We start from the raw sequence: 14,574 nt of genomic DNA on the forward strand, positions 1-14,574 counted from the left end.
TTTAACACTCTTCCTTCTCTTCCCTCGTTTGACGAAATTTCCCCCAGCCGTTAGCTTTTCCGTGGAGTTCCGACCATGACGACGAAAAAAAGAATTACCCTGGAAGACGTGAGCCGCGCGGCTGGAGTATCGTTGAGCACCGCCTCCATGATACTCAGCGGACGGCCTGACGTGTCCTTTTCCCCGGACACGGTGCAGAACGTCCGGCATACGGCCGACGCTCTGGGATACCGCACGCCCGTGCGGCGCAGGATCCGTCCTCTGTCCGCAAGAAAGCTCGTGCTCATCGTCAGCCCCAACGTCGGCAACGCCTACTATGCCAACATGGTGCAGGCCATACAGCAGTCCGCCGAACAGCACGGCGCATCCACGCTCATCTTCACCACCTACAGAGACGCCGAAAAGGAAAGGGAAATTCTCGACATGGCCCTGGAAATGGGCGTTTCCGGCATGGTCTTCACCATGATGCCCCAGAGCGTGGACATCGTGGAAAAGGTCAACCGGAGCATTCCCATCGTCGTCATAGGCGACAGGAACACCAGTCTCAACGTAGATACCGTGGAACTCGACAACTACAGTGCCGGCATGCTGGTCGGCCGGCACATGCTCGGCCTCGGGCACAAGCGCATCGCCTTCATCTCCACCACGCTCAACGATGCCAACGCCATACGCATGCGCAGGCTCGACGGCATACGGGCCGTCTACTCTCTGGAACCGGATACGTCGGTACAGCTGTTCACGCGGGAAATCGCGCCGCTGGAAGAGCTCAACGACATAGGCATAGAGCACCGCACAGGCTACGAGCTCACCATGGAATGCCTGAAGCGCAACGACGGCATTTCCGGCATCGTGGCCGTCAACGACTTCGTGGCCTACGGCGTGCTCGACGCTCTTGAAGAAAAGGGTCTGAAGGTCCCGGACGACTACAGCGTATGCGGCTTCGACAACCTTTCCGCCTCCCGGTTCTGGAGCGTCGGTCTCACCTCCGTTGAGCATCATATTGAAGAAAAGGGAAGAAACGCCTTCAACATCCTTTACGAGCGCATGACCGGCGACAACGCGCCCAACAACATCACCCGTGTGGAATTTTCCCATCATCTGGTGGAAAACCGTTCCACCGCGCCTTTCCGTGAGACGGGAAAAACAAGCTGAAACCCCGAGCTTTCAGACGCTCCTGCGATGCGCGCCTGAAGTGCCCTGCAAAGGAAGGATTCATGACGTCTACCTCGCAACGCGTCCACGAGCTTTACCACGGCCGCAACTGGAACTGCGCGGGCACCATGCTTGCCTGTCTTGGCGAAGCGTTCGACACCCCCGTCTCCAGACAAACCCTGCACACCGTCCTCAGAATGCACGGCGCAGGCGGCTTTCACGGGCCGTGCGGTCTTGTGGAAGGCGCGCTCATCTTCATCGGCATTGCGGGAACGGCAAGAGGGCTTTCCGACAACGAGGTGGAATCCATGAGCTTCCGCTTTGCCGAGGCCTTCAGAACGCGCTTCGGCTCTCTGCTCTGCCAGGAACTCCGGCCCGGGGGACTTTCCCGCCCAGGGCCTCCGCACGTCTGCGAGTCTCTCACCGTCGAAGCCGTCGACTTTACCGTAAACTTCATGCAGAATGATCTTTTTGCTCAGGCCGATGCCTGATGCCGCATTCTTCCACAGCACACTCACGAGGTCAGCCATGCCCATGCTCAAACGCGCCCTCTGCGCTCTCATGCTGCTCGCCGTCGTTTTCTCTCAGAAGACGACCCTTGCCGCCGACGCTCTGAAAATCGGCTCTCTTCCTGCGGCCGATTCCCTCATTCTTCACGCCGCAAAGAAGGACGGCGTATTTGCCGCCCACGGACTCGATGTGGAAATCGTGCCCTTCCAGAGTGCGCTGGAACTCGGCGCCGCCATGCGGGCGGGCTCGCTGGACGGACATTTCGGCGACATCATCAACGTGCTCATGCAAAACGAAAACGGCGCGCCGCAGGTCATCGTGGCCACGACGTCCCATTCTTCGCCGAACGCACGTTTTTTCGGTCTGGCGGTAAGGCCTGATTCTCCGGCAAGAACCCTCGCCGATCTCAAGGGAAAACCCTGTTCCATCGGGCGCGCCACCATCGTGGACTTCGTGCTGGATTCTCTGCTCGAGCAGGAAGGCGCGACCGGTTCTCTGGACAAGCGCGACATCCGTCAGATTCCCGTCCGGCTCCAGATGCTGCTTTCCGGCAGAATAGAATCCGCCCTTCTGCCCGAGCCTCTGCTCTCCCTTGTGGAGGGACAGGGCGCCCGCGTGCTTCTCGACGACCGGAAACTGTCCCTGCCGCTGGCCGTCATCGCCCTGAAAAAACCGGGAAAAAACGATGAGGCCTTTACCGGACTCATCCGACGCTTCCGCGCGGCACTGGCCGAGGAAGCCGCACGCATCAATGCCGACCCCGACGTCTACAAGGACATGATGCAGAAACTCGGTCTGCTCTCCGGCAAGGCGGCAGAGCACTATGTCATGCTTCGCTTCGAAGAGCCTCTCACGCCGCTCGGTCTTCCTTCGGAGGAGGACATAAGGCACTATGCCGACTGGATGAAGCAGAACAGACTGCTGAAAAAGGACGTGCCCGCCCTCGCCGACATTGTCTTTCAGGACGTGAAATGAACGGAAGCGTGCTGCGCGTTGAAAGACTGGGCAAGAACTTCGGAGAAAACGCCGTTCTTTCCAACGTTTCCTTTTCCCTGCCCGAAGGCTCCTCTCTGGCCATCATCGGCCCTTCCGGCTGCGGCAAAAGCACGCTTCTTGCCGTTGTTGCCGGACTTGCCGCAGCGGATTCGGGCTGTGTCATGCGGCCTTCTCACTGGAACACGACCTTCATCCTTCAGGACTACGGACTTTTTCCGTGGAAAACGGTGCGCGACAATCTGGCGCTCCCCCTTCAGCTCCGGGGCGCGGGCAGGAAGGAGCGCCTTGCCGCCGTATCCTCCATGCTGAAGGAACTCGGGCTGGAAGGGCTGGAAAAACGTTTTCCCGTACAGCTTTCCGGCGGTCAGCGACAGCGCGTGGCCATAGGCCGCGCCCTCATTTCCCGACCGGATCTGCTGCTCATGGACGAACCCTTTGCCGCGCTTGATGCCATCACCCGCGAGCATCTGCAGAATCTGCTGCTCGGCGTATGGCAGCGCCGCCGCATGAGCTTCATTCTGGTCACGCACAACGTGGCGGAGGCGGTGTTTCTCGGGCGCTGCATCATGGTGCTCGGCGGACACCCGGCCACAAGAACGCTGTGGCTGGAAAATCCCTGCTTCGGCAACGTCTCGTGCCGCAACAGCGAAGAGAGCCTCATGCTCATGCAGAAGATCCGCGAAGCGCTGGAATCACCCGAAAGCCGGAACCCCGGGGAGAATGACAGACCATGAAGATGCTCGACATTCTCTTCCGCTACGCGGTGGCCTTCCTCGCTCTTCTTCTGCTCTGGCAGATCGGCGCGTGGGCGCTCGGCCCCTACCTTCTGCCCGAGCCTCTGGAAGTGCTCGAGGCATGGGCGCATTCCCTGCAGGATCCCGTCATGCGCGGACACGCGACAAGCAGTGCCGTGCGCGTGGGCGCAGCCATGGCGCTGGCGTTTGCCGTCTCCTTTCCGCTCGGCATTCTGCTCGGATACCGCAGACGCATCGACCGCTACGTCTCGCCCATGGTCTTTCTTACCTACCCTCTGCCCAAGATCGTGCTCCTGCCGGTGTTTCTCACGCTGTTCGGACTCGGAGATCTGTCCAAGATTCTCATCATCGCCCTGACCACGGGATATCAGATACTCGTGGTCACAAGAGACGGCATACGCCGTCTCGACGCACGCTATCTCGACGCCTTCCGCACTCTCGGAGGCTCCGGCGTCCAGCTCATCCGCCACGTGCTCGTTCCCGCAGCCCTTCCCAGCGCCATGACGGCCCTCAAGGTAAGCAGCGGCACGGCCGTGGCCGTGCTGTTCATGGCGGAATCCTTCGCCACGCAGAGCGGACTCGGCTTTCTCATCATGGACGCCTGGGGCCGCGGCGATCAGCTGGAAATGTTCTGCGGCATCCTGTCCATGAGTCTGCTCGGTCTTGCCATTTATGAAATATTCCATGTTGCCGAAAGGGTTATCTGCCGCTGGAAGCGACTGGAAAACAGGAGATGACGTTCATGCTTCGCTTTGAATCGGACTACGAAGAAGGCGCGCATCCGCGCATTCTGGAACTTCTCACGGCCACCAATCTTGACCAGACGCCGGGCTACGGCGAAGACCGCTACAGCGACGAGGCCCGAAGCCTCATCCGCGCGGCCTGCGCCGCGCCGGAAGCCGACGTTCACTTCCTTGTGGGCGGCACCCAGACGAACTTCATCGTCATCGAATCCGCGCTCAGACCATGGCAGGGAGTGCTCTGCGCCGAAAACGGCCACATCAACGTCCATGAGACCGGCGCCGTGGAAGCCACGGGACACAAAGTGCTCGCCCTCCCCGCCCATGAAGGAAAAATCACCGCTGCGCAGATCCGGAACGCGTGCGCCGCGCACTACGCCGACGACTCGCATGAACACATGGTGCAGCCCGGCATGGTGTATCTTTCCTCCCCCACGGAGTTCGGCACTCTGTACACGAAGGCCGAGCTCGAGGACATCAGACTTGCCTGCCGGGAACTCTCCCTGCCTCTGTTCGTGGACGGCGCCCGCATGGGCTACGGACTCATGTCCGAGGCCAACGATCTCACGCTCGCCGACTACGCCGGACTCTGCGATGTCTTCAGCATAGGAGGGACCAAGGTGGGAGCGCTGTTCGGAGAAGCCGTGGTCGTCACGTCCCCCTCGCTCAAAAAGGACTTCCGATACCTCATGAAGCAGCGCGGCGCCATGCTGGCCAAGGGCAGACTGCTCGGCCTGCAGTTTCTGGCGCTTTTTCAGGACGACCTTTATATGCGCATCGCAAAGCAGGCCGACGAGCTTGCCATGCGTCTGCGCCGGGCCTTTCTGGAAAAGGGCTGGCCTCTGCTCCACAATTCCTTCACCAACCAGCAGTTTCCCGTCGTGCCCGACGAGGTGCTCGAAAAGCTCGCGGAACGCTACTCCTTCAGCTTCTGGCAGAAGATGGACGACTCCCGCAGCGCCGTGCGCTTCTGCACCAGCTGGGCCACGACCGAAGAGGCCGTGACGTCGCTCATCGAAGACATCAGAAAAGCCTGATCGCCCTTCATCGAAACCTGATCGTCCATAAAAAAAGGCCGGCTCCCTGAGGAAGCCGGCCTTTTTTACGACAGAAGAAAAAAATTACCCTTCCAGACCGAGAACACGCGCGGCGTTGCCGTACATGACGCCTTCCACGACTTCGGGACGAAGCCCCCAGCTTCTGTAGTAGGCCACGGCCTGCCTCATGTCCACGCAGGGATACGCCGAGCCGAATATGAACTTCTCAGGAATGAGGTAGTTGGCCGCATCCAGATAGTCCCGGTTTCCGGGAACGTTCATGGTATAGAGATCCGGGGCAAGATACACGCCCTCACGCTCGAAGGCCACATGGCATATGCCGCCCACGTTCGGCCATCCCCCGTGGGCAACGACCAGCTTCAACTCAGGAAAATCCAGCGCCACGCGCTCGATGATCATGGGATCGGTATAGCTGAGATCCGGGGCCACGAATCCGCCGAAGGATATGAACACGGGAATGTTCTGCGCCTCGCATTTTTCATACACGGGATAAACGATTCTGTCGTCGGCCCGAAGGGCCGGTCTGCAGAATCCCGGCTCCACCAGAACCGCTCTGGCCGTACCGTGCACGACGTAGCGGTCGATGTCGGCAAGCGCGTCGGAGGAGTGCGGATCCACGCCCGCCACGCCGACAAAGCGCCCCGGCCAGAGCGCGTCCAGCTTTTCAAGATCGGCATTGTCCATGCCCGTCGAGCGGCGAATGAGCACGGCTCCCGCGCATATCCCGGCCTCATCCATTTCCTTTATGAACATGTCCATGGATTTCCGCCTCGCGGATTCTCCTATGGTCATGCCGAAGCGTCGGGCAAAGGATTCCGGTTCAAAAAGTTCCCGTCCGGGATTATTGAACATCCCCTCGCAGATGCTGCCGAAAGGCGGACGAATACGCATATCGAAAATCTTCATCATCACACCATCCTTGAAATCCGTCTGCCGGACGGAAAAACTCCGTCCGCGGCAGACGCTACATGCCGAAGCCGTACACCATGCCGATGACGGGAAAACCGAACACGAACAGGAACACGAGCCCGGCCAGCACGGCAAACGAGCCGGCCTTGAAGGCATTTCTCACGCCGATCCACTCCACGTTGGAGAACATGATGGCCGCGCAGGTGGACGCCGCAGGCGTGGCGTAGGCGCATGCCGCCGCAATGATGACGAGCACCGTGAGCGCCACGGGATTGAGACCGAGCATCTGGCTGACCTGATAGCCGATGGGCACGGCTATGAGCACGAGGCTGACGTTGTGCGTGAACTGCGTGGCCACGTTGATGATGAGGGAAAACAGGATCAGGAAAGCCACGACGCTGGTTCCCTCAAGGCTCGAACTCATGACGGAAGCAAGCCACGCCGTAATGCCGGCAGCATCGCTGCTCACGGCTGCGGAAACGGGAATGGCCGCAGCCGTGATCCAGAACACGTTCCAGTGTATGCCGTCACGCGCGCAGTGGTCGAAGTCCAGAACGGGACGACCTTCCAGACGCATGACGCAAAGAGCAATGAGCACGACGGCCACGGCGGAAAGAAAGTTGAACCTGCCGAGCATGCCCAGCGCTCCGGCATCCCCCAGCATGAGATTGGGAATGAGCATGAGCGCCATGAACACCACAAGCGCCACGGCGGCGATCTTTTCCTTCGAGTTCAGCTTAAGTTCGCGGCGCATGCTTTCCAGATATTCATCGGAAAGATTCATGAGCTTGCTCACGTCCGGGCGGAACACGTATTTCATGACAAGAAAATACGCCACCACAAAAAGCAGACAAAGCGGAATGGTCACGGCCATGAAGGTCAGATAGTCCAGCGTGAGCGCCCCTCTGGAGGATGATTCCAGCGCTCCTATGGCCAGAATGCATACGTTGCACCAGGGCTTGCAGCCGAAGGACAGCACCGCGGTGATGGCCACGCCCGCGCAGAGAAACGCGGGGTAGCGCTCGCCCTTTTTGTAGCCCGTTTCCTCAAAAATGCTGTAGAGCAGGTTCCACACAAGGAAGACCACGGCGTTGCCGTCCACAAGGAAGCTCACCACGAAGGAACCGATGAGCACCATGAGCGTGAACGTCCAGGGACGTCCCACCAGACACTTGCGGCTCAAGAACCAGCACGACATCTTCCTGTTGATGCCGCTTTTTTCGCAGAAGGCCGTAAACACCAGCACCAGCAGCATGAAGATGACGAGATGATTGCTGAAGGCGCTGGCAAAGGCATCCTGGGGCGTCTTGAAAAAGCCGCAAAGTCCCAGTGCAAAGATGCTCATCATGCTGGGCCAGATGAACCCTATGAACGTCCATCCGTAAAGCAGTCCTATGAACACCCCCAGAATGGACATTCCGAAAGAAGAAATGCCGTCAAAGGGAACATAGCGGAAACCGAAAGTCAGCAGAAAATATATGATGGTGTGAATCCAGTACTTGTCTCTGGATTTCACTGCGGTTGAGTGCATGATCATGTCTCCTCTTCCTTTCCTCTCGGGAGGAACGAAATGAATGATTTGAGTATGTCTCCCGGTTCCCCGTTCAGAAGATAGCCCGTCACGGCAGTCATGCTTTCACGTATGTCTATGGTCGTTATGCCCTGGAGATAGGTTCTGAACGGCTCGGCACCATCAAGAAAGATGTCGTGCAGAAAACCTATGCCCACGTTGTTGGCTATGGAATGGCTCCAGAGATTGAGCGACGTCGTGGCGAGCACGATGTTGGGCTTTCCGTACGGGGAAAGCAGATAATACAGGGGTGTGTTGCACATTTCATCGGCCGCCCCGCCGATGATGGGTTCCCGGATAAGCCTGCGCAGCGACACGGAACGACGCCTTGCCAGAGGATGGGACTGCCCCACGCAGGCGTGATAGCCGCCGCTTTCCAACGGATGGAACGTAAGCCTGCCTTCCGCCAGGAAGGAAGGCGTCAGCAGATCCTCGGGCGTACCGGGGACATTGAGAATGCCTATGCTGTACGTGTCCTTTTCCACCGGACTCAGCAGTCTTTCGCAAATGGCGCCGGCATTGAGCGTCGACGTCACTACCCGCACGCGGGGATAGCGGGCGCAGTAGCGCTCCACGATGCTGAACAGTCTTGCCAGATAGAACGCCGTGTTCACGTACACGCGCAGCGTACCGTGAAGGCGTCCGGCGCTTGCCGAGGAAAAACTGCCGGTCAGCTCCCGATACCGGGGCATGACGTCCGCGGCAAAGGCAAGAAGCTGCCGCCCCTCGGCCGTCAGGGCCACGCCCCGTGACGAACGCCTGAGCAGCGTCACGCCGAGTTCCGCCTCCATGTTCTTTATGGAAGCGCTCAAGGCCTGCTGCGTCATGTGCAGGCTTCTGCTGGCGCTGGCCAGAGAGCTGTGTCTGGCAAGCTCAAGAAACGAAGAAAGCTGTTCCAGTCTCATGGTGTCCCCTTTCTCCGGTCAAGGACGCCTTCCAGTCACAACTACAGACCGAGAAAACGTCTGGCGTTTTCCTCCATGAGGAAAGGAAGACGATCTTCTCGCACGCCGCAGCTGCGGCAGTGCCGTTCCGCGTCCGCCATGGAAATGATCGGCGCTGCAGAGGCAAAGATCATTCTGTCGTAGAGCAGTCCGTTGGCCGCCGTGATGTAGTCGCCGCTGCCCGGAGCATTCAGCATATACATGTCGGGAGCAATATAGACATTGCCACGATTGAATGCAATTTCGCATACTTCCGTTACAAACGGCCATCCGCCGTGACTGAGGGCGATGCGCATTTTCGGAAACGTTCCGGCAACCTTGTCCATGGCCAGAGGGGTATAGTATTCAAGGCCGGGAGTAAAAATGCCCCCGTAGGTAAATACGACGGGCACGCCCGCATCCTGACAGCGCTCATACAGAGGAAACACCCCCTCGTCATCCACCTTCCAGCGCTCAGGATCAAAGGCGGGTTCCAAAGCAATGCCCGCGCAGGGACCGCTGATCACGTACCGCTCCAGCTCCTCCAAAGCCTGATCCATGCCCATGAGCGGCGCAATGCCCACAAGACCGATGAACCTTCCGGGCCAGCGCTCAAAAAGATCCAGCAAATCTTCGTTGTTTCCCCCGCAGCCTTTTCTGATGGGCACGACAGCCTGAGAAACGTGGCAGCTGTCCATTTCGGCAATGAGATCTTCCATGGAAAACGTGCGCGCACAGGGAGAGATGTGCATGCCGAAACGGGCCGCACGCTGAGTGACGTCTTCAATGTTGTTGTAAAACTCCGCCGTCTTATAGCTTGGAATGGGCGGTCTTACCCGAAAATCAATGCTCATGCGTCCTCCGAGACAACCATGTATATTCCCTTAGAATTGCCTATTTTGGAACATCAAGTCCAACAAATATTTTTGCCGGTCATGACTTCGTCTACAAATTTTATTTGTAGCTTCTTTCCAAGGAACAACACGGAGAGAACACCTTGCCTTCACGAATCAAAAAAAAAAGGACGTGCTGGAGCCGTGACTCCAGTACGTCCCTTCGCTTCATCCGGACAGCCGGACTAATCTTCCCAGAAAAGCCTCGTCACCTCGGCGGGTACGGGATTTCCCAGTCTGTTCCCCAGCCAGAAGGCCATCAGCGAAATCACGCAGGTCGGAACTATGGCGTGCACGCCGCCGAGCGGCACATGAAAAACGGAAAGGAACACGAACACGAGCACGCCTGCAGCCATGGAGCACAGGGCACCCGTGGCGTTGGCGTCTTTCCAGTACATGCCGAGCACGACGGGCCAGAGAAACACGGCTTCCAGGCCGCCGAAGGCAAAAAGATTTATCCATACCAGAAGATCCGGCGGATCGAAGGAGGCAAGAAAGACCAGCACTCCCACGGCGAGCGTACAGCCGAAGCTCATGCGTCCTATCTTCCGCGCCGAAATCTTCGACTCATCGTTTCCGAGCCTGTAGCGCACATACAGATCCTTGATGATGGATGCCGAAACGAGAAGCAGCATGGTGTCCACGGTGGACATGATGGCCGCCAGGGGCCCGGCTACGAACACCCCCGCCCAGAACGGCGGCAGAAGCTCAAGAATGAGCGAAGGAATGATAAGATCGCCGGACGTGAGTCCGGGCATGACGGCCCGGCCCAGAACGCCCGAAAGATGCATGAACAGAAGCAGAAAGCCGATGATGAGAGTGCCCATGATCATGGCGTCATGCATGGAACGCGAATCCCGGTAGCCGAAACAGCGCTGCGTGGTCTGAGGCAATCCGAGAATGCCGAGTCCCACCAGGATCCAGAAGGAAAAGAGCATGGGCGCGGGAATGCTGCCGCCGGCGCCGGAAGGGGTTATCAATCCGGGATCAATGCCCTTCAGAGTCTGTATGCACTGTTCCATGCCGCCTCCGGCCCGAACCACGGCAAAAAGAATGACCACGGAAGCAATGAGCATGACGACGCCCTGCAGTGCGTCCGTAACGGCCACGGCCCGGAAGCCGCCTACCGCCGTGTAGACGACGACGGTAATGCCGAACAGGGCAAGGCCGACCTCATAGGGATAACCGGTGACGGCCTGAAACACACGCGCGCCGCCTATGAACTGCGCCACCATGGACGCCGCAAAAAAGACAAGCACGGCCAAAGAACACAAAATGACGATGGCGTCGCTGCGATACCTCGCATAAAGAAAGTCCGTGATGGTGACGGCATGGATGCGCCGGCCGAGAATGGCAAATCGCTTGCCGAGCACGCCGAGGGTAAGAAACGTGGTAGGCACCTGAATCATGGCAAGAAGCACCCATCCGAGCCCCAGCTTATAGGCCACGCCGGGCCCGCCCACGAAGCTGCTCGCGCTGGTGTAGCTGGCAATGATGGTCATGGCCAGCACGAATCCGCCCATGGTACGGCCGCCGATGAAGTATTCTTCGATGAAACTCCTTCCCGCGCCCTTTCCGGCCTGACGCTGGGCCCACATGGCAAGGAGCAGGGTAAGCAGAAGATAGCCGACGAGAGGAACAAGCGCGACGGTCATGCCTTATTCTCCTCTTTTCCGTTTCGATCTTCAGGTTCATCCAGCGGAATGTCGGCAAAAAAACGCCGCACCACGATCCAGAGAATACCCGTCATGACAGGATAGCCCAGCACGCAGCTGTAGAAAAACCATGCGGGCAGACCGAATACGTAGCTGTACTCTTCAGGGTCGCCGGAACCGAGTCCGAAGGCGAACACCGTCCACCACACGAAAAAAAACACATAGAGCCCCAGCGTTATCAACGCCTCACGGTCGGCCTGTCTGAACGCTCCGCGCATACTCTTTCCTCTTGTCGCCCGTATGTGCCGCAGTCGACACATCAGGCTTCTGTCGGGGGTTCCCCGAGTTTTGCCCGTTCCCTTCTCCTCCAGCCTGCAAAAAGCGCACCCGAAATGTTCTGCCATGCGCTGAACAGAGCGCCCGGCAGCGTGGCCAGAGGACTGGAGGCAAAATTGATCGTGGCCAGGGCCACGGCAAGTCCGCTGTTCTGCATGCCCACTTCTATGGAAACGGCCGTTCTTCCGGCATAGCTCAGGCCCAGCACAGACGCAATGCCGAGTCCGATGACAAGCCCGGCTCCATTATGCAAAAAGACCAGCAAAAGCACCAGCAGACCGCTTTCGGCAATTTTTTCCGCATTCACGGCGATAATGCCGCCCACGATCAGAACGATGCCGAGTACCGACACCAGTGGACAGAAGGGGACGACGCTGCGCACGAAGCCTTGTGCCGCGCGACGCAGAACAAGTCCGGCAACAACGGGAAGCAGAACGATGTTCATGACCGAGGTCATCATGGCCCAAAACGACACATCCACCCAGTTTCCGGCAAAAACATATACAAGAAGCGGCGTCACGACAGGTGCAACAAGCGTGGATGCCACCGTCATGCCCACGGAAAGAGCCACGTCGCCGCGGGCAAGATAGGTAATGACGTTGCTCGCCGTTCCTCCCGGAGCGCATCCCACCAGAATAACGCCGAGCGCAAGATCCGCCGGCAGTGCAAACAACTTCGCCAGAGCAAAGGCAATCAGCGGCATGACGGTGAACTGCGCCGCGCAACCGGCAAAAAGAGCCCTGGGACGGGCAAAGGCCGCCCGAAAATCCTGCGCTTCAATGGTGAGTCCCATGCCGAACATGATGACGGCAAGAAAAACGGAGGTGTACGGCACCGTCCAGGCAAAAAGAAAAGGAAACATCCAGGCCAGAACGGAACAGAACAGTATGATGAGGCCTATATGTCCGCCCAGCAGCATACTGAGCCGCCTGAAAAAAACATATGTCATCTCCGTGACGACAAAGGCCGGACACTTTCGGCGGAATGTCCGGCCTCTGTCCTTCATGGCAGGTCAGCTACAGATCCGCAAGCCCGCCGTGCTTTTCATAGTCGGCCACACGGACCACCCGATTGAGCGAATCCACGAAAACGACGTTCGGTCTGAAGGCCTTCACCTCCTCCGGCCGCATGAGAGCATAGGCCATGATGATGACCTTGTCTCCCGGATGCACCAGCCGCGCAGCCGCACCGTTCAGACATACCACCCCACTGTTTCGCTCACCGGCAATGGCATAGGTTTCAAGGCGCTGTCCGTTGTCCACGTCGACGACCTGAACCCTTTCATATTCCTGAATTCCTGCCGCCTCCATAAGCTGCTCGTCGATGGTGATGCTGCCCACGTACTCGAGTTCTGCCTGCGTCACCACCGCCCGATGAATTTTGCCCTTCAGCATCGTCAGCAGCATGCTCTAGCCTTCAAAAATAAAATTGTCGATGAGACGGGTCTTTCCCACATACACGGCCATGGCGCACAGAACGCTTCCGTGAGCCTCGTCCACGGGACGCATGGACACGGCATCCACCATTTCCACATAGTCGATACGGGCAAGCGGTTCGCCTTCAATAAGCTCCCTCATGGCCGCAAGCACGACGGAAGCTTTTCTCTCGCCGTTTTCCATCAGGCTTCTGCCGAGCTTCACGGCCCGGCTCAACACCACCGCCGCCCTGCGCTCCTCCGCGTTCAGATAGGTGTTGCGGGAGCTTTTTGCCAGGCCGTCTTCTTCACGGACAATGGGACAGCCCACGATCTCGATATCGAAATCAAGATCACGCACCATGCGGCGGATCACCGCCAGCTGCTGGGCATCCTTCTGACCGAAATAGGCCCTGTCCGGGGCAACGATATGAAAAAGCTTGCTCACCACCGTGCACACGCCTCGAAAATGCGTGGGACGAGTTCTGCCGCACAGACCTTCGGTCAGTTCCTTCATGTCCACATAGGTGCAGAAATCAGGAGCGTACATGTCCTCGGGAGCGGGATGAAAAACAAGATGCGCTCCGGCCCCCTCACAAAGGAGGGCATCCGCTTCAATGTCGCGGGGATAGCTCTCCAGGTCTTCACTCGGACCGAACTGGATGGGATTGACGAAATCACTGACAACGACGCGGTCATTTTCGGCGACGGCCCGCAGAATAAGACTCCTGTGTCCTTCATGAAGGTATCCCATGGTCGGCACAAGCCCGACGCTCAAGCCCTGGCTGCGCCATTTTTTTACCTGCGCCCGAACCTCGACCACAGAAGAAACAATGTTCATGCAACGTTCCTCATAAAAAGTTTCCGTCCATTCCCCGCCGGAGCAGATCCGAAAAAGAATAATGACTCAAATTAGATAGCAGTCCAATGACCTTAATCAAAAAATAATGCCCGCGCAACAATGCCGCCTTCTCTTCAGCTTTTTTTCCCCATCCTTCAAAAACGACATGTTGAAAACATCGCCCGGGCCCATCTGCGCATTCCGGAACTCCCCAAAGTGCATCGTCGCTGTTGATTGCCGTTTCCATACAGCAGGACTGAACGCAAAAAACAGCTGAAAAAGTCATACCTCGACATAATGAAGCAGTCCCGCCATATTTGCGGGCGAAAGCTCTTCCTTGAAATGGCTGCGGTCCTTCATGAGCCGAAAAGCAGATCACCGATTTTTCGATGTGGAGACTCTTGTTACCGGAAAAAGTGTCGCTCTACGGAGCGCGTTCACAGGAGCGAAAAAGAGCCTCTGAAAAATGTCCGGGGATCGTCCCCCATGTTTTTGCAAAACACGCCTTGAGCGCCCCATGAGACGGAGCAAAGGCCCGATCACGGACACTGCCCGACTTAATGTTCCCCCCGACGCTTCTCATGGGCGGCATCAGACACCGGCATCAGGCGCGCATCGTTTTCAGAAGTGCTCCTTCAGGCGGAACCATGTCCGGGAGCGTAGCCTTTGCAGGCCTCAGCAGGATCAGGCACGAAAAGTGGCGGACTGTTCCCTCCGGGACCCCGGCATCCCCCCTCTGGAAAAACGCTGCCCGCCCCTCTCAGGACCGGGCGTCTTCGGACCGGCTCCAGATTGCCCGTCGTTTTCCGGTCCGACATCATG

Annotated in this window: 15 protein-coding genes; 6 read left to right on the forward strand and 9 right to left on the reverse strand. The window is 58.2% G+C overall.

The features are described from left to right. Positions 1–75 precede the first annotated feature (75 nt). The 6 genes from QZZ60_RS02530 to QZZ60_RS02555 all read left to right on the forward strand — a co-directional run bounded on the left by QZZ60_RS02530 (position 76) and on the right by QZZ60_RS02555 (position 5,190). On the forward strand, positions 76–1,152 hold the full coding sequence (locus QZZ60_RS02530; protein WP_295637347.1) for a LacI family DNA-binding transcriptional regulator: 1,077 nt from the start codon (positions 76–78) through the stop codon (positions 1,150–1,152). 62 nt (positions 1,153–1,214) lie between these two features. Next, a complete protein-coding gene (locus QZZ60_RS02535) occupies positions 1,215–1,643 on the forward strand; it encodes a C-GCAxxG-C-C family protein (protein WP_295637350.1) in 429 nt (142 codons plus the stop codon). Between the two features lie 37 nt (positions 1,644–1,680). Beyond that, positions 1,681–2,637: an ABC transporter substrate-binding protein gene (locus QZZ60_RS02540; protein WP_295637353.1), complete on the forward strand. Its 957-nt coding sequence runs from the start codon at positions 1,681–1,683 to the stop codon at positions 2,635–2,637. Then, positions 2,634–3,392, forward strand: coding sequence for an ABC transporter ATP-binding protein (locus QZZ60_RS02545; protein WP_295637356.1), 759 nt, complete (start codon positions 2,634–2,636; stop codon positions 3,390–3,392). The genes QZZ60_RS02540 and QZZ60_RS02545 overlap by 4 nt, the downstream gene beginning before the upstream one ends. Continuing rightward, entirely contained in the window at positions 3,389–4,150 is a 762-nt protein-coding gene (locus tag QZZ60_RS02550; protein WP_295637359.1) for an ABC transporter permease, read from the forward strand. Before QZZ60_RS02545 ends, QZZ60_RS02550 begins: the two co-directional genes overlap by 4 nt. A gap of 5 nt (positions 4,151–4,155) precedes the next feature. After that, entirely contained in the window at positions 4,156–5,190 is a 1,035-nt protein-coding gene (locus tag QZZ60_RS02555) for a low specificity L-threonine aldolase (RefSeq protein WP_295637363.1), read from the forward strand. Positions 5,191–5,274: 84 nt separating this feature from the next. On the opposite strand, the gene QZZ60_RS02560 is transcribed toward QZZ60_RS02555, so the two are convergent. The 9 genes from QZZ60_RS02560 to panC all read right to left on the reverse strand — a co-directional run bounded on the left by QZZ60_RS02560 (position 5,275) and on the right by panC (position 13,752). Then, positions 5,275–6,120 carry an amidohydrolase family protein gene (locus QZZ60_RS02560; protein WP_295637366.1) on the reverse strand — a complete coding sequence of 282 codons (846 nt, stop codon included), beginning with the start codon at positions 6,118–6,120 and terminating at the stop codon, positions 5,275–5,277. Positions 6,121–6,175: 55 nt separating this feature from the next. Then, positions 6,176–7,657, reverse strand: coding sequence for an SLC13 family permease (locus QZZ60_RS02565; RefSeq protein ID WP_295637369.1), 1,482 nt, complete (start codon positions 7,655–7,657; stop codon positions 6,176–6,178). Beyond that, positions 7,654–8,595, reverse strand: a complete 942-nt coding sequence (locus QZZ60_RS02570) for a LysR family transcriptional regulator (protein ID WP_295637372.1) — start codon at positions 8,593–8,595, stop codon at positions 7,654–7,656. Before QZZ60_RS02570 ends, QZZ60_RS02565 begins: the two co-directional genes overlap by 4 nt. A 41-nt stretch (positions 8,596–8,636) precedes the next feature. Further along, the gene (locus tag QZZ60_RS02575; protein ID WP_295637375.1) at positions 8,637–9,467 is read right to left on the reverse strand and encodes an amidohydrolase family protein; all 831 of its coding nucleotides are present in this window, start codon (positions 9,465–9,467) and stop codon (positions 8,637–8,639) included. Between the two features lie 224 nt (positions 9,468–9,691). Further along, positions 9,692–11,161, reverse strand: coding sequence for a sodium/pantothenate symporter (gene panF / locus QZZ60_RS02580; protein WP_295637380.1), 1,470 nt, complete (start codon positions 11,159–11,161; stop codon positions 9,692–9,694). Next, the gene (locus tag QZZ60_RS02585) at positions 11,158–11,439 is read right to left on the reverse strand and encodes a YhdT family protein (protein WP_295637383.1); all 282 of its coding nucleotides are present in this window, start codon (positions 11,437–11,439) and stop codon (positions 11,158–11,160) included. Before QZZ60_RS02585 ends, panF begins: the two co-directional genes overlap by 4 nt. Positions 11,440–11,480: 41 nt before the next feature. Continuing rightward, positions 11,481–12,416 carry a bile acid:sodium symporter family protein gene (locus QZZ60_RS02590; RefSeq protein ID WP_295637385.1) on the reverse strand — a complete coding sequence of 312 codons (936 nt, stop codon included), beginning with the start codon at positions 12,414–12,416 and terminating at the stop codon, positions 11,481–11,483. Between the two features lie 97 nt (positions 12,417–12,513). After that, positions 12,514–12,903, reverse strand: a complete 390-nt coding sequence (gene panD / locus QZZ60_RS02595) for an aspartate 1-decarboxylase (protein WP_295637388.1) — start codon at positions 12,901–12,903, stop codon at positions 12,514–12,516. 3 nt (positions 12,904–12,906) lie between these two features. Continuing rightward, a complete protein-coding gene (gene panC, locus QZZ60_RS02600; protein ID WP_295637390.1) occupies positions 12,907–13,752 on the reverse strand; it encodes a pantoate--beta-alanine ligase in 846 nt (281 codons plus the stop codon). Positions 13,753–14,574: the final 822 nt, after the last annotated feature.

It is taken from the genome of uncultured Mailhella sp., assembly GCF_905187505.1.
Classification (GTDB): domain Bacteria; phylum Desulfobacterota; class Desulfovibrionia; order Desulfovibrionales; family Desulfovibrionaceae; genus Mailhella.